Source organism: Cupriavidus sp. FW305-27, assembly GCF_058787995.1.
Genome location: NZ_JBYTAG010000002.1, coordinates 147,231 through 172,791, shown reverse-complemented (window position 1 = coordinate 172,791; position 25,561 = coordinate 147,231). Strand labels below are relative to the sequence as shown.

Annotated in this window: 22 protein-coding genes; 18 read left to right on the top strand and 4 right to left on the bottom strand. The window is 66.5% G+C overall.

What is annotated here, in order from left to right:
• The first annotated feature begins 52 nt into the window (after positions 1-52).
• From AC3WRI_RS01765 to AC3WRI_RS01755, 3 genes are all read left to right on the top strand, one after another.
• Positions 53-1,009, top strand: coding sequence for a chromate resistance protein ChrB domain-containing protein (locus AC3WRI_RS01765; RefSeq protein ID WP_010814467.1), 957 nt, complete (start codon positions 53-55; stop codon positions 1,007-1,009).
• Positions 1,010-1,033: 24 nt separating this feature from the next.
• A complete protein-coding gene (locus AC3WRI_RS01760; RefSeq protein ID WP_011617267.1) occupies positions 1,034-2,236 on the top strand; it encodes a chromate transporter in 1,203 nt (400 codons plus the stop codon).
• A gap of 203 nt (positions 2,237-2,439) precedes the next feature.
• Positions 2,440-3,657: a polysaccharide pyruvyl transferase family protein gene (locus AC3WRI_RS01755; RefSeq protein WP_010814469.1), complete on the top strand. Its 1,218-nt coding sequence runs from the start codon at positions 2,440-2,442 to the stop codon at positions 3,655-3,657.
• 102 nt (positions 3,658-3,759) lie between these two features.
• Here AC3WRI_RS01755 and oxlT read toward each other — a convergent pair whose 3' ends face one another.
• The gene (gene oxlT / locus AC3WRI_RS01750) at positions 3,760-5,079 is read right to left on the bottom strand and encodes an oxalate/formate MFS antiporter (RefSeq protein ID WP_010814470.1); all 1,320 of its coding nucleotides are present in this window, start codon (positions 5,077-5,079) and stop codon (positions 3,760-3,762) included.
• Positions 5,080-5,601: 522 nt separating this feature from the next.
• Between oxlT and AC3WRI_RS01745 the strand changes: the two genes are divergently transcribed.
• The 6 genes from AC3WRI_RS01745 to AC3WRI_RS01720 all read left to right on the top strand — a co-directional run bounded on the left by AC3WRI_RS01745 (position 5,602) and on the right by AC3WRI_RS01720 (position 13,413).
• Entirely contained in the window at positions 5,602-5,745 is a 144-nt protein-coding gene (locus AC3WRI_RS01745; RefSeq protein ID WP_439671864.1) for a hypothetical protein, read from the top strand.
• 409 nt (positions 5,746-6,154) lie between these two features.
• Positions 6,155-7,678, top strand: a complete 1,524-nt coding sequence (locus tag AC3WRI_RS01740) for a Fic family protein (protein WP_010814471.1) — start codon at positions 6,155-6,157, stop codon at positions 7,676-7,678.
• 273 nt (positions 7,679-7,951) lie between these two features.
• Entirely contained in the window at positions 7,952-8,653 is a 702-nt protein-coding gene (locus tag AC3WRI_RS01735) for a cytochrome c biogenesis CcdA family protein (protein ID WP_492292425.1), read from the top strand.
• Positions 8,654-8,656: 3 nt separating this feature from the next.
• The gene (locus AC3WRI_RS01730) at positions 8,657-9,175 is read left to right on the top strand and encodes a thioredoxin family protein (protein ID WP_010814473.1); all 519 of its coding nucleotides are present in this window, start codon (positions 8,657-8,659) and stop codon (positions 9,173-9,175) included.
• Between the two features lie 256 nt (positions 9,176-9,431).
• Positions 9,432-11,726 carry a TonB-dependent receptor gene (locus AC3WRI_RS01725; RefSeq protein WP_011617268.1) on the top strand — a complete coding sequence of 765 codons (2,295 nt, stop codon included), beginning with the start codon at positions 9,432-9,434 and terminating at the stop codon, positions 11,724-11,726.
• A 355-nt stretch (positions 11,727-12,081) separates the two neighbouring features.
• Positions 12,082-13,413: a nucleobase:cation symporter-2 family protein gene (locus AC3WRI_RS01720; protein ID WP_010814475.1), complete on the top strand. Its 1,332-nt coding sequence runs from the start codon at positions 12,082-12,084 to the stop codon at positions 13,411-13,413.
• Between the two features lie 30 nt (positions 13,414-13,443).
• Here AC3WRI_RS01720 and AC3WRI_RS01715 read toward each other — a convergent pair whose 3' ends face one another.
• Positions 13,444-14,037 carry a M23 family metallopeptidase gene (locus tag AC3WRI_RS01715; RefSeq protein WP_011617269.1) on the bottom strand — a complete coding sequence of 198 codons (594 nt, stop codon included), beginning with the start codon at positions 14,035-14,037 and terminating at the stop codon, positions 13,444-13,446.
• 159 nt (positions 14,038-14,196) lie between these two features.
• On the opposite strand from AC3WRI_RS01715, the gene AC3WRI_RS01710 reads away from it, so the two are divergent.
• Complete coding sequence (locus AC3WRI_RS01710) at positions 14,197-14,496, top strand: TFIIB-type zinc ribbon-containing protein (RefSeq protein ID WP_010814477.1); 300 nt, start codon at positions 14,197-14,199, stop codon at positions 14,494-14,496.
• Positions 14,497-14,572: 76 nt separating this feature from the next.
• Here the strand turns inward: AC3WRI_RS01710 and AC3WRI_RS01705 are convergent, their stop codons facing one another.
• Positions 14,573-14,893 carry an IS110 family transposase gene (locus tag AC3WRI_RS01705; RefSeq protein ID WP_371852252.1) on the bottom strand — a complete coding sequence of 107 codons (321 nt, stop codon included), beginning with the start codon at positions 14,891-14,893 and terminating at the stop codon, positions 14,573-14,575.
• A 164-nt stretch (positions 14,894-15,057) separates the two neighbouring features.
• A complete protein-coding gene (locus tag AC3WRI_RS01700) occupies positions 15,058-16,698 on the bottom strand; it encodes a hypothetical protein (RefSeq protein ID WP_492292438.1) in 1,641 nt (546 codons plus the stop codon).
• A gap of 152 nt (positions 16,699-16,850) precedes the next feature.
• Between AC3WRI_RS01700 and blaOXA the strand changes: the two genes are divergently transcribed.
• The 8 genes from blaOXA (at position 16,851) to zwf (ending at position 25,555) form a co-directional block, all read left to right on the top strand.
• A complete protein-coding gene (gene blaOXA / locus AC3WRI_RS01695; RefSeq protein WP_011617271.1) occupies positions 16,851-17,690 on the top strand; it encodes an OXA-1206 family carbapenem-hydrolyzing class D beta-lactamase in 840 nt (279 codons plus the stop codon).
• A gap of 245 nt (positions 17,691-17,935) precedes the next feature.
• The gene (locus tag AC3WRI_RS01690) at positions 17,936-18,394 is read left to right on the top strand and encodes a hypothetical protein (protein WP_492292424.1); all 459 of its coding nucleotides are present in this window, start codon (positions 17,936-17,938) and stop codon (positions 18,392-18,394) included.
• 37 nt (positions 18,395-18,431) lie between these two features.
• Positions 18,432-18,848, top strand: a complete 417-nt coding sequence (locus AC3WRI_RS01685; RefSeq protein ID WP_492292422.1) for a hypothetical protein — start codon at positions 18,432-18,434, stop codon at positions 18,846-18,848.
• 200 nt (positions 18,849-19,048) lie between these two features.
• Entirely contained in the window at positions 19,049-20,317 is a 1,269-nt protein-coding gene (locus AC3WRI_RS01680) for an ROK family protein (RefSeq protein ID WP_011617273.1), read from the top strand.
• A gap of 19 nt (positions 20,318-20,336) precedes the next feature.
• Positions 20,337-21,899: a sugar ABC transporter ATP-binding protein gene (locus AC3WRI_RS01675; RefSeq protein ID WP_010814483.1), complete on the top strand. Its 1,563-nt coding sequence runs from the start codon at positions 20,337-20,339 to the stop codon at positions 21,897-21,899.
• Between the two features lie 79 nt (positions 21,900-21,978).
• Entirely contained in the window at positions 21,979-23,001 is a 1,023-nt protein-coding gene (locus AC3WRI_RS01670) for an ABC transporter permease subunit (RefSeq protein ID WP_010814484.1), read from the top strand.
• 25 nt (positions 23,002-23,026) lie between these two features.
• Complete coding sequence (locus tag AC3WRI_RS01665; RefSeq protein ID WP_011617275.1) at positions 23,027-24,013, top strand: ABC transporter substrate-binding protein; 987 nt, start codon at positions 23,027-23,029, stop codon at positions 24,011-24,013.
• Positions 24,014-24,058: 45 nt separating this feature from the next.
• Entirely contained in the window at positions 24,059-25,555 is a 1,497-nt protein-coding gene (gene zwf, locus AC3WRI_RS01660) for a glucose-6-phosphate dehydrogenase (protein WP_011617276.1), read from the top strand.
• Positions 25,556-25,561 lie beyond the last annotated feature (6 nt).

The window sequence follows — 25,561 nt, the reverse complement described above, 5'->3', positions numbered from 1 at the left end:
TAGAGATCGCTACAGAGTTGATCCACACTCTACAAGCACTTAGTATCGGCCCATGGAACCAGCTCCGGAACTGTGGACCCTCCTCGTCATCAGCCTGCCAACCAAGTGCGCCACTGCCCGGATGCGCATCTGGCGGGCCCTCAAGGCACTAGGCTGCGCTGCACTGCGCGACGGCGCCTATCTGTTGCCGACGCCAAGCGCGCAAAGCGCTCAACTACGTGACCTGGCCGATGAAGCCATCCAGGAAGGCGGCCAGGCCTGGCTGCTGAATGTGCGCGCGCATGATCCGGCGGAGGCTCACGCCTACCGGACCCTGTTTGACCGCACGACCGACTACGCCGTCTGGCTGGCCTCCCTCTCCGAAGACCGCAAGAACTTGTCCGGCCAGGACGAAGCCGGGATCGCCCGCCTTCTGCGCCGGCACGGCCGTGCCTTTGATGCCATCGCCGGGACCGATTTCTTCCCCAATGACGCATCGGTCAACGCCTCCTTGCAATGGCGGGACTTCACCAGTGCGATCGAAACCCTGCGTTCGCCAGGCGAGCCCCAGCCTGCAAGCGGCGGCATCCCGCGCCGGGATCCTGCCCAATACCAGGGGCGCGATTGGGCAACGCGGCGCCACCTTTGGGTGGACCGGGTCGCCAGCGCGTGGCTGATCCAGCGTTTTATCGACCCCCATGCGCGCTTCCTGTGGCTGGAGCATCCCGCGGACTGCCCGCATGACGCGCTGGGTTTCGACTTCGACGGCGCCGCCTTCACGCATGTGGGCGACAAGGTTTCATTCGAGGTGCTGCTGGCCAGCTTCGGGCTGGACGCCGACCGCGGGCTGGCCCGCCTGGCCAACATGGTCCACGCCCTGGATATCGGCGGGGCCCAGGCGCCGGAAGCCAGCGGCTTCGAAGCTGTGCTTGCCGGCGCGCGCGAGCGCCTGGCGGATGACGACGCGCTGCTGGCCGAAATCGGCCGTACCCTCGATTCTCTTTATGTGCATTTTTCCGGAAAGCGATAGCACCATGCCCCTGAGGTCCACGACGTGAGCAACGTCTCGCAGGCCCCAACCCCTAAGGCCGCGCTCACGGAACGGCCGCGCTACACCCTCTGGCAGCTGGTCGGCTACATGCTGCGCCTGGGTACGCTCGGCTTCGGCGGTCCGGTGGCGCTGGCTGGCTATATGCATCGCGACCTGGTGGACCGGCGCCAGTGGATCACCGACGCCGACTACAAGGAGGGGCTGGCCCTGGCACAGCTGGCACCCGGCCCGCTGGCCGCGCAGCTGGCCATCTACCTGGGCTATGTCCACTACCGCATCGCGGGCGCGACGCTGGTCGGGATCGCGTTCGTGCTGCCGTCATTCCTGATGGTGCTGGCGCTGGGCTGGGCCTATGTGCGCTTTGGCGGCCTGACGTGGATGCAGTCCGTGTTCTACGGCGTCGGGGCCGCGGTGATCGGCATCATTGCGATCAGTGCGTACAAGCTCACGACCAAGAGCGTGGGCAAAGACCGCCTGTTGTGGGCGATCTACCTGGTGCTTGCCGCGGTCACGGTGGTCACCGAATCCGAAATCGCGTGGATGTTCCTCGCGGCCGGGCTGCTGGTGTGGTTCTGGCGCGCCCCGCCGAAATGGCTGCGCCAGGGCGGCCTGCATGCGGCCGCGGCGACACAGCTGCCCCTGGCCGGGGGCGTGGCTGGCACCATTGACTGGCCCCTGTTGGCACAGATCGCCGTGTTCTTTGCCAAGGCGGGCGCATTCGTGTTCGGCTCGGGGCTGGCCATTGTGCCGTTCCTGTACGGCGGCGTGGTCACCGACTTCCACTGGCTCAATGAAAAGCAGTTCGTCGATGCCGTGGCGGTGGCCATGATCACGCCCGGCCCCGTGGTGATCACCGTCGGCTTTATCGGCTACCTGGTGGCCGGCTTGCCCGGCGCGTCGGTTGCGGCGCTGGCCACCTTCCTGCCGTGCTACCTGTTCACCGTCCTGCCGGCCCCCTACTTCAAGAAATACGGCAAGCTGCCCGCCATCCTGGCCTTTGTCGATGGCGTGACCGCTGCCGCGGTGGGGGCCATCACCGGCGCCGTGATCGTGCTGGCCAGGCGTTCGATCGTGGATGTGCCGACGGTACTGCTGGCGCTTTGCACAGTGGCGCTGCTGCTCAGGTTCAGGAAGCTGCCCGAACCCGTGATCGTGGCCGGCGCGGCGCTGATCGGCCTGGTGATCTATCCGCTCATGCATCATTGACGGGAGCGCCGCGCCGGGTCCATGAAATCGCTTTGCGAGCTTGGGCGCACAACCGGCCCACTGCCCTGGTGGCCGAAGCCACTTGCGATGGACGGCTTTGGGGAATCTAATCCGACGGAGAGGCGTCCCGAGGAGGGTCCCATCGCGCAATGCACAAAATGCGGATCTGAGAACCCCGTGGGCGCCAATTCTTGCCAAACGCCATGCCAGCCTCCCACTCAGGAACCACCGGCTTCCCCACGATCCTGTTTGGCGCTTTCGATCGCCACAACTTCGGCGACTTGCTGCTGCCGCATGTGATGCGAAGCCTGATCGGGCCGGCCAACCCGTTCTACGGGGGCCTGGCCGAGCGCAACCTGAGAATCCATGGCGGCCATCGGGTCCACACCCTGGCGCGGCTTGCAGCCAGCGTGGGCGACAGCGCCGTCGATGTCATCCATGTGGGTGGCGAAACCCTGACCTGCTCGCTCTGGGAGGCGGCCGTGATGCTGCAGCCTCCCGGGCAGGCCCGGGCAGTAGTGGCAATGCTCGATGCCCGGCCGCACGAGCGGACGGTCTGGGCCCAGGCGCAGCTGGGCATACGGGACCTTGTCCCCTACCTGTTGCCGGCCGGCATCTTTGCCAACGTCCGGCGTGTCATTGTCCACGCCGTCGGCGGCATTGAACTTGGATCGGTTGAGCCTGCCATGCGGGCCGAGGTGGTGGCCAAGCTCGGGGCCGCCACCAGCGTCGGGGTACGAGACCATCAGACCCGGGCCATGCTCGCGGAGAACGGCATTGCCTGCCGCCTGGAGCCCGATCCGGCCGTGCTGGTGGCCGAGTTGTTCGGCCCCTGCATCCGCCGGCGCGCCCGCCAGGGCGAGTGCGCCCGCATCGTGTCAGGGTTCTCGGGGGGATACCTGGCCGTGCAGTTCAGCGCGGATTTTGGCGACGACGATACCCTTTCACAGCTGGCGGCCCAGCTCGAACGTATCGCCCGGGCCAGGGCCCTGGGCATGGTGCTGTTTCGCGCCGGCGCCGCGCCCTGGCACGACGACCTGGCTTGCTACCAGCGCCTGGCGGCACGGCTGCGCGGCACGCCTGTGGTCCTGTTCGAATCGCTCAATCTGTGGGATATCTGTGCGCTGATTGCGCACAGCCAGGGCTTTGTCGGCAGCAGCCTGCACGGCGGCATTGTCGCCGGCGCCTTTTTCCTGCCACGGCTTGGCCTGCTCCGGCCCGCACAACCTCCTGGCACCAGCAAGCAGGTCGCCTTTGCCGCGGCCTGGGGCGCGGCCGGGGCGCCGGCCGCGGTGATCGTTCAGGATCTTGCGGACGGCCTGGACGAAGCGATGGCAACCCGGACCGCGCAGCGCAGGGAACTGGCCTGGGAATGGGCCAAGGCATGCAGGAGCGCATTCCAGCTGGTTCAGGAGAACTAGCGCGATCGAAGTGCCCGCCCGAGACGCAAGTCCCCGGTACGAAAAAGCGGGCTTCCGAAGAAGCCCGCCCGGTTTGCCGCTAGACGCCTGTATATCGGCCGGTCAGGCTGGAACCTGCGTCCCCGCCGCCGCCGTCTCCTTCGAGAAAAGACTCCTGGAAGTCGCTACATGGCTGGCCAGCACCGGCCGCAAGACCATGATCGCCAGGAAGGCCGCGCTCAGGTCCATGGCCGCCACCGTGTAGAGGACCGTCGACCAGGTGCCGCTCGCCTCCATCATCAGGTTGCCGACCGGCACGAACAGTGCGCCGATGCCCTTGGCCGTGTAGAGCACGCCATAGATCTTGCCGATGTGCTTGGTGCCGAAGGCATCGCCGGCCAGTGCCGAGAACAGCGAGTAGACCTCGCCCCAGGCCAGGAACACCACGCCCGACAGGATCAGGAAGGCGTACGGGTTGCTGCCGAAGTAGCCGAGCGCGATGATGCCAAGGCCTTCCAGGGTGAAGGCGATGACCATGGTCTTCTCACGGCCGATGTTGTCCGAGATCCAGCCGAACAACGGACGCGAGATGCCGTTCATGATCCGGTCCAGCATCAGCGCGAGCGGCAGTGCGGCCATCACGAAGAAGTGCAGGTCGACCTTGAACTCCTTCACACCCAGGTCCTTGGCGATGACGCCAAGCTGGGCCACGGCCATCATGCCGCCGGTGACGACCAGGATGAACATCACAAACATCAGCCAGAACAGCTTGGTGGACATCGCTTCCTTGAGCGTGTAGTCGCGCGTGGCCTGGACCAGCTTCTGCGATGCCTTCACCTCGCTACCCTTCGGTGCGCGCAGGAACCACGCCGCGACAAAGGCGAGTCCGCCCTGCAGCAGGCCGAAGAACAGGAAGGTGTGCTGGAAGCCCTGCGACTCGATCATGGCCGCGATGGGCAGGATGGTTGCCGCGGAACCGGCGCCGTAACCGCCCGCGGTCAGGCCCACCGCAAGGCCACGGCGGTCCGGGAACCACTTGAGCGCGTTGTTGATGCAGGTGGCGTAGATCGAGCCCACGCCAAGGCCGCCAACGGCTGCGCCGACGTAGAAGCCCATCAGGGTGGTGGCCTGGGAGTTGATGCACCACGCCGCGCCGATGAAGACCGCGCCGAAGGCGACCATCATGCGCGGGCCGAACTTGTCGATGAAGTAGCCTTCGATCGGCGCCAGCCAGGTCTGCACAAGGACGAAGACGGTGAAGGCGATCTGGATGCTGGCGCGCGACCAGCCGTAGGTACTCTGGATTTCAGGGACGAAAAGGGTCCAGGCGTATTGAATATTGGCGGTGGCGATCATGCAGATCACACCGACGATCAATTGCAGCCAGCGTGTGCCTTCCGGGACCTGGCGATTAGCGCCCAGCGCTGCGGACGGATTACTCATTTGCGCGCTCCTTGAATCATTTGGCCATTCAGTTGCGGGGGTGCGGGCGGGTATGCGGACGCACTGCGCCTCAGCATAAGGGTGGCTGCTGGCATTTCATGTCTCCTGTGTCATTGGCATTTATTTGCCTCTTATTCCGACGCCGACCTGAGGTCTCCGCCCTCACCTCTCTCAAGTTCGGAGTGGCGATGGAATACACAGTATGTGATATATCAGGTAAGTCAAGGGAAAGGCATGGCAGGGTTTTCACTGAATTTATGATTGCGAAGGATGGGTTCCGGATATTCACGCTGAAAATGCATCATCGCCCCTGGAAGGAGGCCCGGCCGGGCACCGCCGGATAACCATGAAACCCTTTACCGGAGCCACTTCCGGGCGCGTCGCCGCCGATAGATGAGGGTTCGTTTTGAATGGATGAGGAAAACGACTTAAATCCCATCATTACAAATTTGTCATACCCGGAAGCCGTCCGTTCCGGCCAGAACAGCATGATTACGAAAATGTCATGATTACAGAAATGTCATGATTTTGACCGCACCGAATGATGAACGAAATAAATCAGAGCGATTAATACGGCATAAAACCGCACCGGCGCGCCAAAAAAAATGCCCGCAGGCAAGCCTGGCGGGCGTAGGCATGATGCGTGACATCAGCCGCAGCATGTAGATGCAGTTATAGGCGATTATTCGGGCCAGACAAATAAATAAAAACGCTTAGCGCGGGGTGGCGGTCAGGGATTCTCGAAAACCCTGAGGGATTTACCGAAAAACCCTGAGCGCGATTTGGCGAGATTCAGCAGATGGCAACTTGTCATGATGGATTTCGATTTGCTGGCCAGATGCGCTGCTGCCCGGGTCGGCAGGCAAGCACTGTAGACAAGATCATCCAGGCTGCCCATGAAAGTAGATGAAACGGTAAGTACTGTAGAACTCCTGGAAGCCCGGCGGCCAGGTTGCCCATCCATTGCTATAGATAGAATGGAAAGCAGCAGGCATAGAAGTAGATCTTTTGGTAAGTTCTGTAGAAACTCTGGTAAGCTCCCGAGCAAACCGGCATCCGGAAATTGCGACCATCTATGTCTCATGCGCCACTTGGCTACGACGCGCTTATCCGCAAGTTCGGGCTGCGCGTGCCGCCGCTGCGCTCGACGTCCGCCCTTGCCGACAAGACCGGGGTCCTCAGCACGCACACCGGACCGGACGGCACCACGCGCACCGTGTACCCAAGGAACCGCTACCGCGGCGGCGATACGACCGTGGACCACCTGACTTTCGCGCTGAAGAAGGAGCAGCTCGACCTGACCGTGCTGGCGGCGCTGTTCGAACATGCGCCAGCGGTGCAGGCCGTACGGGAGTGGCTGGCGGCCACCCCGACCTCGCGCTATGCGAGGCTGAGCGCGTTCTATGCCAAATGGCTTGCCGGAGCGCAATTCGACTACAAGCTGCCGGCCGGGGCGCCCAGGGTACTGGCGCTGGACGAGAGCCGGTACCTGACCGGCCCGGCAACGCCGGACCTGCAGTTCGGCATCCAGAACAACCACCTCGGCCCGGCCGCGTTTTGCCCCCTGGTGCGCCGCACCGAGAAGCTGGCGCAGTACATTGCCGCCGACCTCCCCGGCCGCGTGGCCGCGGCCATCAAGCGGCTCGAGCCAGAGTTGCTGGCGCGCGCGGTGGACTACCTCTACCTCGCGGAGACACGATCGACCTACTCCATCGAGCACGAGATCCCCGATAACCAGCGGGTTGCCAAGTTCAGGCGGCTGCTGGAATATGCCGGCAATCCCGCGCCGTTGACCGAAGCCCAGCTGTGCGAGTGGCAGAACGAAATCATCTCGGGGCTGCGCGCCGAATTCTCCTACCGCGACAAGCAGAACTGGCTGTCCCGCGGCGGGCGCATGCGCAACATCGCTGACTATATTCCCCCGCCGCCCGGGCAGCTTGGCGCGATGATGGACGGGATTGCCGCGGTCGCGGGCCTGGTCGAGGCACAGGCGGCGAACCCCATCGTGGCCGCGGCGTGCGTATCGTTTGGCTTTGTCTTCGCCCACCCGTTCTACGACGGCAACGGCCGGCTCCATCGATTCCTCATCCACCATTTGCTGCGCCAGGCCGGTGTCACGCCAGATGGCGTCGTGCTGCCGGTGTCGGCACGGATGCTCAAGCAGATCGATACCTATGCCGCGCTGCTGAAGTCCTATTCCGCCCCGCGGACGGCCCTGCTCAACTACGCGCTGGATTCGGACAGCGACACGATCCTGATCAAGTCGCCACAGCCCGGCTGGCTTTACGCATCCTTTGATGCAACAGCGCTGTGCGAATTCGTCTTCGAATGCATCGAGCAGTGCGTCGAGCAGGACCTTGCGCAGGAGATCCAGTACCTGCGCGCTTACGATGCCAGCGTCGCACGCCTGGAAAGCTGGCTCGACCTGCGCCAGTCACGCCTGTCGAACCTGATCGACCTGATCGTCCAGAACCACGGCGAGCTGTCCAGGCGCAAGCGCAAGCTGTTCGAAGACATCACGGACGACGAGCTCGCCCGCATTGAAGCCGTCGTGCGCGACGAATTCACGGAATACCTCGAGCTCAACGGCAGCCGCTGAAGCGGCGGCACAGCATTGGCACTGCCCGGTGCCGCCACCATGGGGCGGCACCGGCGCCACTATGTATCGCTTTGTATCCCGGGCCACGGCAGACATGAAAGCTTGCACGGATGCCGGGAAGCGGAAACAACCCGGATACGTGCGGACGGTGGAATGCGTCTATCGCCAACACCGGGAGTTCTCCGCCATGTCCGTCGTCGCCATCCATCCGCCGCCGCCCTGCCCCTGCTATCGTGCCTGCCACGACACCGCGCACGCCGACGGAAGCCATCCATGATCGACGCCTTCCTTGCCTTTGCCGCCGGCGTGCTGACTATTGCCTCGCCCTGTGTGCTGCCGGTGCTGCCCATGCTGCTGGCCGGCTCGGTGGGCGAATCCGGCCGGCTGCGCCCGCTGGCGATAGCGCTTGGCTTCGTCAGCGCGTTTTCCGCGCTGGGCATAGTCTTTGGCGCACTGTCCAGCGCCTTCAGCGAAGCCCCAGGCGTGGCGCGCAACGCGGCCATCCTGTTGCTGCTGGGTGCCGGCCTGGCACGGCTCTGGCCGGCGGGCTTCGAGCGCCTGGCGGCCCCGTTAGCCGGCGTGGTCGACCGCCTGGCGGGCGCCGGCGGCCGGACCGGCACCGGCGTGGCCGGCGGCTTTGTGCTGGGCATGACGCTGGGCGCGGTGTGGACCCCGTGCGCCGGGCCGGTGCTGGCGTCGATCCTCGCGCTGGTGGCCAAGGCGCAAGACCTGCATCGCGCCGCCGGCCTGCTGGCGCTGTTCGCGGCTGGCGCGGCCATCCCGATGCTGGGCATTGCCTATGGCGGCCAGTTCGCCACCACTCACGTGCGCCGGCTGGCGCGTCACACGCACCGGCTGCAGCAAGGCTTCGGCGTGCTGGTGGTGGCGACCGCCATCGCCATGTACTTCCAGTACGACACCCTTGCCGTCGCCTGGCTGACCTCCCTTTTCCCTGCCTCCCAACCTGGAGCCTGAACCATGCATCGCTTGCTTCGTACCCTGCTTGCCACTACCGCCATCGTCGCCGCCCAGCATGCCGCCGCCGCCCCTGCCGACTATGGCAAGGCGCCGGAATTCACCGGCATCGACAAGTGGCTCAACTCTGAACCGCTGACCGTTGCCGGGCTGCGCGGCAAGGTCGTGCTGGTCGATTTCTGGACCTATAGCTGCATCAACTGCATCAACACGCTGCCCCATGTGCGTCAGTGGTACGACAAATACCGCGACAAGGGCCTGGTCGTGGTCGGCGTCCACACCCCGGAGTTCCCCTTCGAGAAGTCCACCGCCAACGTGCAGGCAGCGCTCAAGCGCTTCGATATCCGCTACCCGGTAGCGCAGGACAACGCCTATGCCACCTGGAACGCCTGGCGCAACCAGTACTGGCCGGCGCTCTACCTGGTCGACGCCAACGGCACCGTGGTCTACAAGCATTTTGGCGAAGGGAATTACGCCCAGACCGAAGCGGCCATTCAGAAGGCGCTGGGCAAGAACAAGTAAGCCTGCCATATCGCTTACAAGCGACCATTGAGCGCGAATGGCGAACGAGCCTGCCGCGCGCTGGGCCGTGCTCTCCGGCACGGCCCAGGCCTTGGAGCCTGTTCTCGCTTCCAAGACACATCCGAGCCGGTTCCCCGGCACACCTTACGAAAATTCAGATTCCCCAATCTCTAGTTAATAGGAATCATTCCGATTATAATTCGCGGGGTTTTCAAAAGCACATTAAACACATCACTACGTTCGCCTGACCATAACCATGCAAACCGCAACGCGCTCAGTCACCCTGGAGGGGCCGGCCGGCCGCTTCCGGGTCCGTCCGCTCGCCCTTCTCATGGCCGCCATCGGCGCGGGCACTCCGCTGCTGTCAGAAGCACAGGAGGTGGCCGCCGGCGCCGCCGTGGCACAAACCGGGACGTCCGGTGCGGGGGCGAAGCAGGAAGGCCCGACCGCTAAGGCCGACGGCGGCGAGCTGAATGCGGTGGAGGTCAGGGTCGACCGGATCAAGAGCGATCTCGTCAGCCCGACGCGCCAGGTGACGGTGCTGGAGCGCGAGGAAATCGAGGAGCTGAAGGTGGGCTCCACCAATCTCGCGACCATGCTGAGCAAGCTGATCCCGGGCATGGCGGACTCCAGCCGCACGGTCACGGACTTCGGCCAGACGCTGCGCGGGCGCGGCACGCTGATCCTGGTGGATGGCATTCCGCTCAACACCAACCGGGATTCGGCGCGCAACCTCGCCACCATCGATTCCAGCAACATCGAGAAGATCGAAGTCATGCGCGGCAGCAGCGCGATCTATGGCGCCGGCGCCAACGGCGGCATTATCGCGATCACCACGCGGCCCGCGGGCGGCGCGCCCAGCGCGGATACCACGGTGACGCTCGGCACCCCGCTGACGCGGCTGAGCAAGGAAGGGCTCAGCGCCAATGTCCAGCAGCATTTTTCAGGCAGCCAGGGGCCGATCGACTACGCGTTCCACCTCGGCGCGCAGCGTATCGGCGGCTCCTACGACGCGCACGGCCACCGCATCGCGCCGGAGCCCAGCCAGGGCGACCTGTTCGATTCCAACGTCTACAACGTCAGCGGCAAGCTGGGCTGGCGCATCGACAGCCAGCAGCGCATCGAACTGAGCGTGAGCCAGTACCAGGCCAAGCAGAACACCGACTACGCCTCCGATCCGTCGGTGGCCAGGCTGACGCCGGGCACCGCCGCGGCGCGGGCGATCAAGGGGCTGCAGCTGGAAAACCAGAACGAACTGCGCAACACCGTGGTCAATCTGGGCTACCAGAACCTGGACCTGCTCGGCAGCACGGTGTCGACGCAGATCTACTACCGCGACTACTTCACCCGCTTCCCCCCGTTCGATGCGCGCGCGGTGGCCACGCGTGGCGGCAATGTGGACCAGGTCAGCCAGAACAGCGACGTGTTCGGCGGGCGCCTGACCATCAGCACCCCGCTGGGTGCCGACAAGAAGACCAAGCTGCTGTGGGGCGCTGACTACAACCAGGAGCGCAGCGACATGCCGCTCGACGTGTTCGATCCGCGCGCCTACGACCAGAGCGGCGGGCTGGTCTTCAACAAGACCGGTTCGCTGACCTACATGCCGCCGCTGACCACCCGCAGCGGCGGGATCTTCGGGCAGCTTCAGCACAAGTTCAACGAGCAGTGGTCGATGGAAGGCGGCGCGCGCTATGAACGCGCCAGCGCCACGTTCGACGACTTCGTGCCGCTGTCGCAATCGCGGGTCAGCAACCCGGTCGCGGTCCAGGGCGGCACCGTCAACTACGGCGCGTGGCTCTTCAATATCGGCGGTGCGTACGCGCCGGTGAAGAACCAGGAGTTCTATGCCTCGTTCGGCCAGGGCTTCCAGTTGCCCGATATCGGCCTGCAGATCCGCAATGCGCGGCCGGGCTTCAATATCAATTCGTCGAGCCTTGAGCCGGTCAAGACCAACAACTATGAAATCGGCTGGCGCGGCGCATTCGGCAATACGATGGCGAGCCTGGCGCTGTTCTACACCACCTCGCAGCTGGGCGACGTGCAGAGCTTCAACAACGGCCTGATCCTGACCCGGACCAAGGAACGCATCGCAGGCGTTGAGGCTTCCGCCGACTACCTGAGCGACAGCGAGACCTGGGGCGCCGGCGGCACGTTCACCTGGATCAACGGCCGCGAGCAGCCGCAAGGCAGCAGCAGCTTCCAGAACATGACGGGCTATCGCATCCCGCCGCTGAAGCTGACCGCCTACGTCCAGTACCGGCCGATCAGCACTTGGAGCAACCGCCTGCAGGTGACCTACTACGGCGGCCGCGACTACCGGCTCAACGACCAGAACAGCTTCGGGCGGCGCGAGGTCAGCAGCTACACCACCGTCGACCTGATCAGCCGCTACCAGGTCAGCAAGAAGGACACGATCACGGTGGGGATCGAGAACCTGTTCAACCGCTACTACTACCCGTTGTACAGCCAGCTGATGCGCAACAGCAATAACACCAGCCGCCTGCCGGCTGCGGGCATCACGCTGACCGCGATGTACCAGCACCGCTGGTAAGGCTGCCGCCGGACGGCGCTGGCCTGGTCCCTTGACCGGCCGCGCCGTTTGCGCCGGGTTGGCGCAACGGCCGCGGAAGCGGCACGCCGGCGCACGGCGCCTCTCCCCGCTCCTATATCCTCCTGCGCAAGGGAGTTGATACAGATTGTATGCAATTTTTGTATCACGGAGTGCTTATCCCTGCTATTCTTGCTCCCCGGTTGCGGCCTGGAATTGGATCCAGGCCACGCTCGCGGCAGGCGGTCTCCGCCTGCCCGTCAGCGCGCAATGACAGGGCCCGGGGGCAGCCCCTTCCCCGGCGCCAGAAGAACAAGACAGTCCGGAAACCTATCCGGCCAGACAACAGGAGACATGAATGGCGCCCTTGCTATTCAAGGTGGAAGACCGCCCCCCTCGGCTGACGACGTTTTTGCTTGCGCTCCAGCATCTGCTGGCCGCCCTGGGCGGCATCATTGCGGTGCCGCTGGTCATTGGCGGTGCGCTGAAGCTGCCGCCGGACCAGGTCATTGCCCTGGTGAATGCGGCCCTGCTTGGCTCGGGCATCGTCACCATCATCCAGTGCAAGGGCATTGGCCCGGTGGGCATCCGCATGCCATGCGTAATGGGCACCAGCTTCGCCTTTGTCGGCGCGGCCATCAGCGTGGGCGTCGAACACGGCGTGGCTGGCATCCTGGGCTCGGCGCTGGCGGGTTCGCTGGTGATGATCCTGGGCAGCTTCTTCATGCCGGCGATCCGCAAGCTGTTTCCGCATACCGTCACCAGCGTGGTAGTCACCATGATCGGCCTGTCGCTGATTCCGGTGGCCATCGACTGGGCCGCAGGCGGCCAGGGCAGCAGCCGCTATGGCGCACCCGGCAACCTGGCGATTGCCGTCGCGGTGCTGGCGCTGGTGGTCGCGGTGGTGCAGTGGGGCAAGGGCATGCTGTCGGCCTCGGCCATTGTGGTCGGCATTGCCGGCGGCTACCTGCTCTGCCTGGCGCTGGGCCTGGTCGACTTCACCCAGTTTCACCAGGCGCCGATCATCGCGGTGCCGCAGCCGCTGCACTTCGGGATGTCGTTCCCAATCTCCGGCATCGTCGCCATGTCGATCGCTTTCCTGGTGACCATCGTCGAATCCACGGGCACGTTCATGGCACTGGGCGCGGCCACGCAGCGGCCGATTTCCGGTAAATGCCTGTCGCGCGGCATCCTGTGCGATGGCTTTGGCTCGGCCTTTGCGGCACTGGTGTCGAGCCCGCCGCTGTCCACCTTTGCGCAGAACGTCGGCGTGGTTTCGCTTACCGGCGTGGCCAGCCGCCATGTGGTCGCGCTGACCGGCGTCATGCTGCTGCTGGCGGGGCTGTTCCCGGTGCTGGGCGCGCTGGTGGTGACGATTCCGCAGCCGGTGCTGGGCGGCGCCGGCCTGATGATGTTCGCGATGATCGTGTCGGGCGGGATCCAGATGCTCAGCACCGTCAAGTTCACGCAGCGCAATACCCTGATCGTGGCCGTGTCGATCGGCTGCGGCCTGGCGGTGACGTTCCGCCCGGAACTGCTGTCCAAGCTGCCTGCCTTCGTCCATGAAGTGTTTGGCTCCGGCATCACGGTGGGCTCGCTGTCGGCGGTGATCCTCAACCTGCTGCTGCCCGGCGGCAAGGACGAGCCTGCCGAACAAGCCGGCCACGGCACCGTCGGCGAGGCTGCCTGAGCAGCCTGCCTTGAAGCCCGCGGGCGCGCGCTAGCGTGCGCCGCCTCGCGCGGCCGCCCCGCCCCCTGGCGCGGGCGCCTTCAGCAGCGGGTAGGGATTGATCGCCCCGCCCGCGGTGTAGACGCCATAGTGCAGGTGGGGCGGCGTGCCCCGCGCATTGCCGCTTGTGCCGACATAGCCCAGCACCGTGCCGGGCACAATCACGTCGCCGGCACGCACGCCGGCGTAGTCGTCAAGATGGGCGTAGTAATGCAGCTGGCGCCCGGGCCCCATCACCCACACCACCTTACCGCCCAGCTTGTTGGTGCCCACGCGCGTGACAATGCCCTCGGTAGCCGACACCACCGGGCGGCCGCGCGGCGCAAAGATATCGATGCCCTCATGCTTGCGTCCGCCGGAGCGCGCGCCGTGCCAGGTATCGCGCAGCGCGCCCGGGACAATGCCCTGGACCGGCACCGGCAATGCCACCGGCGCGGGGCGGACCGAGAGCCGGGCCACGTAGATCGCGCGTTCGAGTGGCGGCCGCAACCAGGGCCAGGCGAGCCAGATCAGGCCGATGCTCACCACCAGCCAGATCAGGCCGGCGAAAGCGCGGGGACGGGAAGACAGACGGGAGGCATGCATATGCCTTCGACGGCAGCCAGCCCCGCAAATTCCCCGTCAGGCGGGCCTGCGCGCCACATCAAACGGCCCCGGCACCACTTTCGAAAGCACTCTCCGGCCGAACCATACGGGCTGGCGCCGGTCATACCCTGACTGTTTTCACTGCAATGAGGAGAAGCAATGGATTGTCCGGTGTGCCCGCAAACGCAACTCGTGATGTCCGAACGCCAGGGCATCGAGATCGATTACTGCCCGAAATGCCGCGGTGTCTGGCTGGACCGGGGCGAACTCGACAAGATCCTTGAGCGCTCCGTGGCAACCGCCCCGGCACAGCAGGCGGCGCCGATGCAGCAAATGCCGCAGCAAACCCCGCCCCCGCGACAGGAATACCAGCGCGGCCATGGCGACCGCGACCGGTACTATGAGCGCGAGCAGAAGCACTATAAGAAGAAGAGCATCTGGCACGAACTGTTCGACTGAAGCCGGATTGCTAGTGCCACTGGTTCCAGCACAACGTTTGTGTGCTCGCTCTCCCGCTTGCGGGAGAGCAACCGTGTCAAGTCGGCATGCTGTCGAGCAATTCGACCTTGTTCTTCCACACGTCGCTGGTGCGCAGCTTGTGCGTCATGTCGATGTCGTGAGACTTAATGCGGGCGTCCAACCGCGCTATATGCTCCTTCAAACTCTTAAGTGCGACTGGCGGGGCAGTGGCAACCCATGCCTTCTCCTGCGCGCGCATCGCCACCAGTTGGCTGCGTCTATCCAGTAGATCGGCAAACTCGCGCTGCGCCTCGTCGGGCAGCGGCCGCGCCGGCGGGCGAATCTGCAGGGCGAAGCGTGCCAGTACCATCGCATCAAGCCGATCGGTCTTGGCCAGGATCCCGCAGGCCGAAGGCCCGGCTTGATGTCGTTTCTAGCTAAACCACCCCTCACCCCGGCCCTCTCCCCATGAGGGGAGAGGGAGAACACCTTGCTTAGGCTAGTTCGGGCGGCTTTGGCGCACCCAAAACCGTTGGCTTGCTGTCTGGGTGCTCCCAGCCCTCACGCCGCCTTGCGCCGGCGCCGCGAAGCTTCCGCGGCAGCATCGCGCAACTCAGGCGGCAAGGCACGCAATTCCACGGTGAAGAAGGCACGCTCGGCCGGCCGCAGCGCCGGCAACTGGGCGGCCAGCCGCTCCACCGCGGCACACGCTATGGCGGTAGCGCCTTGCTCGTGGGTGAGGTACCAGGCCGATTCGAGCAGCAGGTTGGCCAGCTGCAACGGCCCCAGCCTGACGTGGCCGGCGTCATGGTCTTCCAGCGCGAACGCAGCCACGGCGGACCAGCGCACGAAGCCCTTGGCCGGTGCGAACGGCGCGTGGAACGGCCGCAGTGCGTCGACAGCGTCGGCAACGGACAGCGGGCGCTGGCGGCGGAACGCGGCCATGCTGTCGTTGGCCCTGGCTGGCCGGTCGGACGGCGGGGTATCGGGCCCGCAGCTGCCGCGTGCGATGCGCAACAGGAAGATTGCGTTCCACGCCGTGCCACCGCCCACGCCGAACCGGTCGCAGATCCACTCCGACAAGCCCAGCCAGCGCATCGCCTGCCGCTGCACCGCGCTGGCGGACAAGGTGCGCGCGGCATCGACCAGGCCGTGCTGCCAGAACAGCCACAGGCACAGGCCGATATTGGCCGCGGCATGCTGCACGGCGTCGACGGAATCCGCCTCGTAGGCGGCCTGCAGCGCACCGGCGAAGGTATCCAGCGCCAGCTGCGCGGCCCGCGCCGTGCCGGCATGCCCGGCGCGCATGGCATCGGCCTTGTGCAGCAGCGCTTCGAGGTTCAGCAATTCAAAGCGCACGCGCGGGTTGTAGCGCACCACCAGGCGCAGTTCCGGATCGGACTGCAGCCCTTCCAGGCCGGCACGCGCGCCGTCGCTGTCACCGCGGGTATAGCGTTCCCAGGCCCGCACGATATGCGCCATGGCGCAGAACGCGGGCGTCGCTGCGCCGGCCTCAGCCGCCTGCACCAGGCGGTCGACACGCCTGAGTGCCGCCCGGCTCTGATCGAGGCGGCCGCAGCGCCGCCACGCCAGGCTTTCCTTGAGCAATGACAGCGCTTGCTGGAATCCGTCGCCGGCACTGCGGCCTGCCGCGCGGAAGGACTCGGCCACGGCCGAGCCGTGCATGCCCGCGTGGCCGTCCTGCGCGCCGCGCATGGCCTGGGTCAGCTCGCTCCAGAAGGCCATGTCGCGCATCACGTAGCCGACGCCGTCCGGCTGGCCCGCCGGCGCCGCTTGCGGCCCCGTGGGAAAGCCAAGGCGGCGGGCCAGCGCGGCCGGGCCCAGCGTGCGCCCGTCCGCCACAAAGCGCAGGTGGCGCGCGCACGCTGCCGTGATCCAGAACGGCCCGCGGCTGCGCTGCGCCGGATTGGCCGCGGCCGGGTCGCGCTGGCGGTCGGCCCCCCATCCGACCACCACCTGCCAGCGCGCAAAGTCCGCGAACGCGCGCGACACCAGCATGCGCAGGTTGGCCGCCGTCGGGAAGGCGCTGCGCACCACCGCCGCGGTGACACCGCCCTCCCCGGTGCGATGCGCATGCCAGATGCGCGCCAGCAGCCAGACCGACTGGTAGCGCGCGGGTTGGCCGTCGACCCGGTACGGGGCCGACACGTCGATACGGATCGGAGCAGGCGTGGCTGGCATCAGGTAGGCAGGGATCGAGTGAAAACCGCTGGTGGCGCCCGTCATGTTACGCAAGTTACAGCCAACGCGGTTGGCCTTATCCGGACGCTCTCCTATGCTGCGCACCACGGTCCGGGCCCGGATTGCCATCCCCTCAACTCTTCTGCAAAGCCATGAACAAACATCTTGCTCGTCTGCTGACACCGATGGCGATCGGCTTCGGCCTGCTCGCCTCCACCCTGCCCGCCCTGGCGGCACCGAAAGAAGTCCCGCTGGATGCCGCGGCGCTGTTCCGCCAGGCCGATGCCACCGGCACCATGGTGATCTACGACCTGCGGCGCGACCGCATGCTGACCTACAACAAGCCGCGTGCGGCCACGCAGTACTCGCCGGCGTCGACCTTCAAGATCCTGAACTCGATGATCGGCCTGGAGAGCGGTGCCGTGGCCGACGTCGACCATGACAAGCTGCCGTGGGACGGCAAGGTCTGGCTGGTCGGCGGCAAGGCTGTCCTGCCCGACGCCTGCAACGCTGACGTGCCGCTGCGCGTCGCCTTCCCGAATTCCTGCGTGCCGGCCTACCAGGCGCTGGCGCGGCGGGTTGGCAGCGCGGCCTACCAGCGCTACCTGACCGCATCGCACTATGGCAATGCCAACAGCTCCGGCCAGGTCGACCGCTTCTGGCTGAACGGCACGCTGCAGATCTCCGCCTACCAGCAGATCGACTTCCTGAAGGGCGTGGTACAGCGCACGCTGCCGTTCTCCCCGACCACCTTCAAGGCCGTGGACGACATCACTGTGATGGAGCGCACCGCCGGCTACACCCTGCACGCCAAGACCGGGTGGGCCGATTCGGCCAAGCCCGCAGTGGGCTGGCTGGTGGGCTGGGTTGAGCGTGGCGACGACGACTACCTGTTTGCGCTCAATCTCGACATGGTGCAGCCCGAACACGCCAAGGCGCGCATGGAGATTGCGCGCGCGGCGCTGCGGCAGGCGGGGGCGTTGCCGGATTGACGCAGCCGAAGGCGCCCGCCGCACGCGCGGCCGCCTGCAGTGACTGCCCTCGGATATTCATACAGGCAATTTCTCCCCCGTATTTCAGATCCGTCTGATTTACCTGCCGACCCCGGATCGATAGCTTTGGCCGGTCGGCATTTCCCACCGCGTCGCCCGACGCAACCATTCCGTAGTGGGATCTGCCCGACGCCCATATGCAACGGGACAGCTAGACCTTTCCCACAATCCGGAGGTGAAATCCAATGAGAAAAATGGCAATGCCGGCAGCCCTGCTGTCGGCCATCGCGCTGCTGGCCGCCTGTGGCGGCGGCGGGGACGACGCAACGACCACACCGGCGGCACAAACGCCACCTTCCGAAAATAATCCGGCACCGGCGCCTGCACCAAAGCCCGAGCCCTCGCCCGAAGCAGCACCGCAACCTGCACCCACTGGCGAGCTGCCGCCGAGCCTGAGCGCACCGCAACCGGGCTCGACGGCAGCGGTCGGCAATGGCAGCGAAGGTCTCTGGGTCGGCCTCATGAACGCCACGCTGGTCGACAACAGCGGAAAGTTCGTGCACGCGAGACCGACGGGCGTGCTGGCAGGCGCGTTCCAGTTTTCTGGCTCGGCCTGGACGCTGGGCCCCGGCACGCTGTACGAAACCGGCTTTGCCTACCCGGCCACCGGGGCCGGCACCATTACCCCGGGGGCAGCGCTTTGACGGCAATTTCGTCGCCACGCCAAGCAACCCTATCAATTTGCTATCCGGTACCTATGATCCGTCCAACGCGCTGGCCGTGGACCAGGCTGCCATCGCCGGCAACTGGAAGCAAGACGGCTTTGCCATGCAGATCGATGACGCGGGCAACGTCACCGGTACCTATACCAGCGTCACCCGCATTTGCGACCTGCAGGGCACGGCAACGCTTGCTACCCCGGGATCGGCCAAGAACCTGTATGCGGTCAGGATCGTTGCCGAAAACTCCACGCAGCCGGGCAGCACCGGCTGCGCGCTGTCGACCGGCGTGCCGCACAACGGCTTTGCCGCGATCCGCCTGATGCCGGCCGACGGCAGCATCATCGTGAGCAGCAGCACGCGCTATGCACGCACGCTGGTGATGGCCGCCAGCACCGGGACCGGCGGGTACTTCACCATGCAGATGTCCAAACAATAAGCCCGCCCCCCGCAACGCCCCCGGGCGGTCCTCCTGCGAGCGGACCGCCGCTACCTTCTTCCTTCCGAGCCATGGCAGTGGCTTCCCGATCACCTGACACCCAGGCGGCGCATCCGCCCTCCGGGTTTCCCCGCGGTTGAGTTCTGCGCACCCATATCATTTAATTCAACATGAATTAATTAATAGCGGACGGAGACAAGATGACCGCATCCAAAGCGGGCCGTGGCGTGAATTCCGCCAGCCTGCGCCTGTACAACGAACGCGCGCTGCTGCTGGCGCTGCGCCGTGCCGGCGAGGCCTCCAAGGCTGACCTGGCGCGCATGGCGCAGCTGACCAATACGGCGGTGGGCAGCATCGTGCAGACCCTGTCCGAGGAAGGTCTGGTCGAACAGTCCGGGCGCCGCACGGAAGGCCAGCGCGGCCAGCCGGCCAGCCTGATCCGGCTGCAGCCCAAGGGCGCCTTCGGCATTGGCGTACGGCTGGACCGCGGCAGCATCGAGGTGGTGATGGTGGACTTTGCCGGCCATATCCTGGCCAGCCGCGCCCACCAGCTGGTCCTGCCCCACCCTGACCAGGCGCTGGCAATGGTGCGGCACGATATTGCCGAGCTGCGCGCCCTGCTCACCCCCACCGAACAGAAGCGCCTGCTGGGCATCGGCGTGGCGCAGCCCTATAACCTGGGTGCCTGGCTGCGCGAGCTGGACGTACAGGGCGAAGCCTTCCAGGCAAGCTTCCGCGCCTGGGACCAGGCTGACTTCCCGGCAATGCTCAACGCCGCCACCGGCTTGCCGGTCTTCGGCGAGAACGACGGCACCGCCGCCGCGGTGGCCGAACTGTTCTACGGGCGCCACCATGCCCGGCATTTCCTCTATGTCTTCCTTGGCCCCGCCATCGGCGGCGGCGTGGTGCTCAATGGCGACTGCGTGCGCGGTGTCTCCGGCAATGCCGGCGATATCGCGATGATGCCGGTGCCGCCCAGCACCCTGCCCTCCGCGCCGGTTGCCACCGGCACCGGCAAGCGGCGCGACATCCTGATCTCGCGCGCGTCGCTCAACGCCCTGACCCGCCACCTGCGCCACCACGGCGTGGTGGTCAACGGCCATGCCGACCTGCAGCGCCAGGTCGAGCTGGGCCACCCCGCGGTCGAGGAATGGATTGCCGACTGCGTCGATGCGCTGGCGCCGGCGCTGCAGTCCGCCCTCGCCGTGCTCGACGTGCCGCTGGTGATCTTCGATGCCGATATCGACGGCGGCCTGGTCGCCACGCTGATTGCGCGCCTGCAGCAGGTGCTGGATGAAAGCGCCCCCGAAGCCCGCGCGCCCGCCACCGTGGTGCGCGGCTGCTTTGGCGCCAACGCCGGCGCGGTGGGTGCCGCGTCGCTGCCGATGTTCATGAACTTCTCGCCGCGCGCCGAACTGCTACGGGGCGCGTCTGCCATCGTTCCGGAGGCCGGCCATGCCATTGTCTGAAGCACCGCGTACCTCGCCCATGGCAGCGCACCTGCATGGCGGCCATGCGGGCCCAGCGCCGCTGCTTGAACTGCGCAATATCTCCAAGACCTTCCCCGGCGTGAAGGCGCTCAGCAACATGGAGCTGACCGTCTACGCCGGCGAAGTCCATGCCCTGATGGGCGAGAATGGCGCCGGCAAATCCACGCTGATGAAGATCCTGTCCGGCGCCTACATCGCCGACCCGGGCGGCGAGTGCCGCATCGCCGGCAAGCCGGTGGCCATCGACGGCCCGGCCACGGCGCGCGCCCACGGCGTGGCCGTGATCTACCAGGAGCTGAGCCTGGCGCCCAACCTGAGCGTGGCCGAGAATATCTACCTGGGCCGCCACCTGCACCACCGCGGCATGGTCGACCGCGCCGCCATGGCGCGCGCCTGCGAGGCCACGCTGGCCCGGCTGGGCGCGGACTTCACGCCGCAGACGCCGGTGCATACGCTGTCGATCGCGCAGCGCCAGCTGGTGGAGATCGCGCGCGCGGTGCATTTCGAGACCCGCATCCTGGTGATGGACGAGCCCACCACGCCGCTGTCCACCCGCGAGACCGACCGCCTGTTCGCCCTGATCCGCCAGCTGCGCGCCGAAGGCATGGCCATCATCTATATCAGCCACCGTATGGCGGAAATCGATGAGCTGGCCGACCGCGTCACCGTGCTGCGCGACGGCTGCTTTGTCGGCACGCTCACGCGCGACGTTCTGACGCAGGCGGCGCTGGTCAAGATGATGGTCGGGCGCGACCTGTCCGGCTTCTACACCAAGACCCATGGCGCGGCCGCGCCGGGCGAGATCATGCTGTCGGTGCGCAATATGTCCGATGGCCGGCGCGTGCGCGGCTGCAGCTTCGACCTGCGCGCCGGCGAGGTGCTGGGCCTGGCCGGGCTGGTGGGCGCCGGGCGCACCGAGCTGGCGCGGCTAGTCTTCGGCGCCGATGCCCGCACCGATGGCGCCGTGTTCGTGGCCGGCACGCCGCTGGCCGTCACCGGCCCGCGCCAGGCGATCGATGCCGGCATTGCCTACCTGACCGAAGACCGCAAGCTGCAGGGCCTGTTCCTGGACCAGAGCGTGCACGAGAACATCAACCTGATCGTGGCCGCGCGCGATGCGCTGCGCGGCGGGCGCCTGAACCGCGCCAGCGCGCGCCAGCGCACCGCCGCGGCGATCCGCTCGCTCGGCATCCGCGTGGCGCACCCGCAGGTCAACGTGGGATCGCTATCCGGCGGCAACCAGCAGAAGGTGATGCTGTCGCGGCTGCTGGAAACCCGGCCGCGCGTGCTGATCCTGGACGAGCCCACGCGCGGCGTGGATATCGGCGCCAAGGCCGAGATCTACCGGCTCATCAACGAGCTGGCGCGCTCCGGCGTGGCGGTGCTGATGATTTCCAGCGAACTGCCCGAGGTGGTCGGCCTGTGCGACCGCGTGCTGGTGATGCGCGAAGGCGAGCTGGCCGGCGAAGTGCCGGGCTGCGCCGATGCCGCCGCCATGCAGGAACGGATCATTGCGCTGGCGACCGGCGCCGGCGAGCAACCGCCCCCGGTCCTGCACTGAACCGCTGAATTCCCGTACAGGCCGGCAAAGAACGGCCGCACCGGGGCGGCATCCCGCCTCGCAGCATCAGGAGACACATATGCGCAATCCCCTCTCATCCACGGCCCATGGCGTCACCGCCCAGGCTGCCACGCCGGTGGGCCACGCCACCGGCCGCGCCACCACGCAGGAACGCCTGCGCGCGCTCGGCATGCTGCCGGTGCTGGTGCTGCTCTGCTTTGGCTTCACGCTGCTGACCGAGAACTTCGCCAGCCTGCAGAACCTGTCGATCATCGCCCAGCAGGCGTCGATCAACCTGGTACTGGCCGCGGGCATGACATTCGTGATCCTGACCGGGGGCATCGACCTGTCGGTGGGATCGATCCTGTCGGTGTCGGCCGTGGTGGCGATGCTGGTCTCGCTGATGCCGCAACTGGCGGCGCTGAGCGTGCCGGCAGCGCTGCTGTGCGGATTGCTGTTCGGACTGGTCAACGGTGCGCTGATCGCCTTCATGAAGCTGCCGCCGTTCATCGTGACGCTGGGCAGCCTGACCGCGGTGCGCGGGCTGGCGCGGCTGGTCGGCAACGACAGCACGGTCTACAACCCGGATATCCCGTTCGCATTTATCGGCAACGGCGACCTGCTGGGCATCCCCTGGCTGGTGGTGATTGCCGTTGCGGTGGTCGCGGTGTCGTGGCTGGTGCTGCGCCGCACGGTGCTGGGGCTGCAGATCTACGCGGTCGGCGGCAATGCCGAGGCGGCGCGCCTGTCGGGCATCAAGGTGTGGGTGGTGCTTCTGTTCGTCTATGCGGTGTCGGGCCTGCTGTCGGGGCTGGGCGGCGTGATGTCGGCGTCGCGGCTGTATGCGGCCAACGGGCTGCAGCTGGGGCAGTCCTATGAGCTGGATGCGATCGCCGCGGTGATCCTGGGCGGCACCAGCTTTGTCGGCGGGGTCGGATCGATTGCCGGCACGCTGGTGGGTGCGCTGATCATCGCGGTGCTGTCCAACGGGCTGATCCTGCTGGGCGTGTCGGATATCTGGCAATACATCATCAAGGGCCTGGTGATCATCGGCGCGGTCGCGCTCGACCGCTATCGCCAGAAGGGCTCGGCCCGTACCTGAGCTGCGGCCGCACAGGAGACAGACCGTGATCCAACCCATCCTCAAAGCCCTTGCCGCGAGCGCGCTGGCAGCGCTGTGCGCGGCGCCGGCCCTGGCACAAGCGCCCGCGCAGACCGCGCCGGCTTCAGATGTCCAGTCCGTGCAGCGCCCGCTCAAGAAGGTTGGCGTGACCCTGGGTTCGCTGGGCAACCCGTATTTTGTCGCACTGGCCCGCGGTGCCGAGGCCGCGGCCCTGCAGGCCAACCCGAAGGCAAAGGTCACCGTGCTGTCGGCGGACTACGACCTGAACAAGCAGTTCATGCACATCGACAGCTTTATCGTCGCCGGCGTCGACCTGATCCTGATCAACGCCGCCGACGCCCGCGCCATCGAGCCGGCGGTACGCAAGGCGCGCAAGGCCGGCATCGTGGTGGTGGCGGTCGATGTGGCCGCCGCCGGCGCCGATGCCACCGTGCAGACCGACAACACCCAGGCCGGCGAACTCGCCTGCGGCTTTATCGCCGACCGGCTCAAGGGCCGCGGCAACGTCATCATCCAGAACGGCCCGCCCGTATCGGCGGTGCTGGACCGGGTCAAGGGCTGCAAGACCGTGCTGGCGCGCCACCCCGATATCCGCATCCTGTCCGACGACCAGGATGCCAAGGGCTCCCGCGAAGGCGGGCTGAACGTAATGCAGCTGTACCTGACGCGCTTTCCCAAGGTGGATGCGGTCTTCACCATCAACGACCCGCAGGCCGTGGGCGCGGACCTGGCCGCGCGCCAGCTCAACCGCCGCGGCATCGTGATTGCCTCGGTCGACGGCGCGCCTGACATCGAGGCGGCATTGAAGGCCGACACGCTGGTGCAGGCCTCGGCCAGCCAGGACCCGTGGGCCATTGCCCGCACCGCTGTGCAACTGGGCGTGGGCATGATGAATGGCCAGCGCCCGCCCAACCCGACCGTGCTGCTGCCGTCCACGCTGGTGACGCGTGCCAATGTAGGCCAGTACAAGGGCTGGGCCGCGCCGCGGTAAGCGGCACGGCCGGTCCTTCCACCCTCTTTTCCATTTGCTGATTCCATGATGGCTAGCCCCCCTGCCGGCGCTCCGGCACCTGAACCTGCTCCAGAGTTCGATTTCGTACTGTTCGGCGCCACCGGCGACCTGGCGCGGCGCAAGCTGCTGCCGGCACTGTTCGATGCCCACGCCGCCGGTTCGCTGCATCCGCGCGGGCGCATCCTGGCACTGGGCAGCCAGCCGCTGTCGCATGACGCCTACCTGGCGATGCTAAACGACGAAGTGCTGCCAGCGCTGGCCGGCAACGCCGCGGCCGCAGCGTGGCAGGGCTTTCTCGACCGCATCGTGTACCTGCAGGTCGATGCCAACGCCGATGCCGGCTTCGGCGCGCTGGCCGAGCTGGTCAATGCGCGCGCGGCGCCAGTGGTGGTGTTCTACCTGGCCACGGCCCCGCACCTGTTCGTCACCATCTGCGAGCAACTGGCGCGCGTGGGCCTGACCGGCCCGCGCAGCCGCATCGTGCTGGAAAAACCGCTCGGGCACGACCTGGCCTCGTCCGAGGCCATCAACGCGGAAGTGGCGCGGCACTTTGCCGAGGACCAGATCTACCGGATCGACCACTACCTGGGCAAGGAGTCGGTGCAGAACCTGATGGCGGTGCGCTTTGGCAACGTGCTGTTCGAGCCGCTGTGGCGGCGCGAATGGGTGCGCCAGGTGCAGATCACCATCGCCGAAGAGCTGGGCGTGGAGCGCCGCGGCAACTTCTATGACGGCATCGGCGCGCTGCGCGACATGGTGCAGAACCACCTGCTGCAGCTGCTGTGCATGGTGGCGATGGAGCCGCCCACGAGCCTGTCGGAAGACGCCATCCGCGATGAGAAGCTCAAGATCCTGAAGGCGCTGCGGCCGATCCGGCCGGAAGACGTGGCCGAAAAGGTGGTGCGTGGCCAGTACTCCCGTGGCGCCGCGGGCGGCGACCCGGTGCCCGGCTATGCCAGTGAACCCGGCATCGCGCCCGACAGCCGCACCGAGACCTTCGTCGCTATCCGCGCCGAGATCGCCAACTGGCGCTGGGCCGGGGTGCCGTTCTACCTGCGTACCGGCAAGCGCATGCAGTCGCGCGTGGCGGAGATCGTAATCCATTTCCATGACGTGCCCTACCCGCTGTTCCCGCACCCGCTGGGAATCATGTCCGGCAACCGGCTGGTGATCACGCTGCAGCCCGAGGAGAGCATCCGGCTGTATTTCCTGACCAAGCAGCCGGGCGACACGCAGGCGCTGATTCCCGCGTCCCTCGACCTGCAGCTGAACACTGCCGCCCCACGTGTACGGCGCGTGGGCGCGTACGAGCGCCTGCTGCTCGACGTGATCCGCGGCCGGCTGGGCCTGTTCGTGCGGCGCGATGAGCAGGTACAGGCGTGGCGCTGGGTCGCGCCCATCCTGAAGACGTGGGAGAACTCGCCCACGCCGCCCAAGCCTTACACCGCCGGCACCTGGGGCCCGGCAGCCTCCAGTGCCCTGCTGTCGCGAGACGGCATGGCCTGGCATGAAGAGATGTAGCCCACG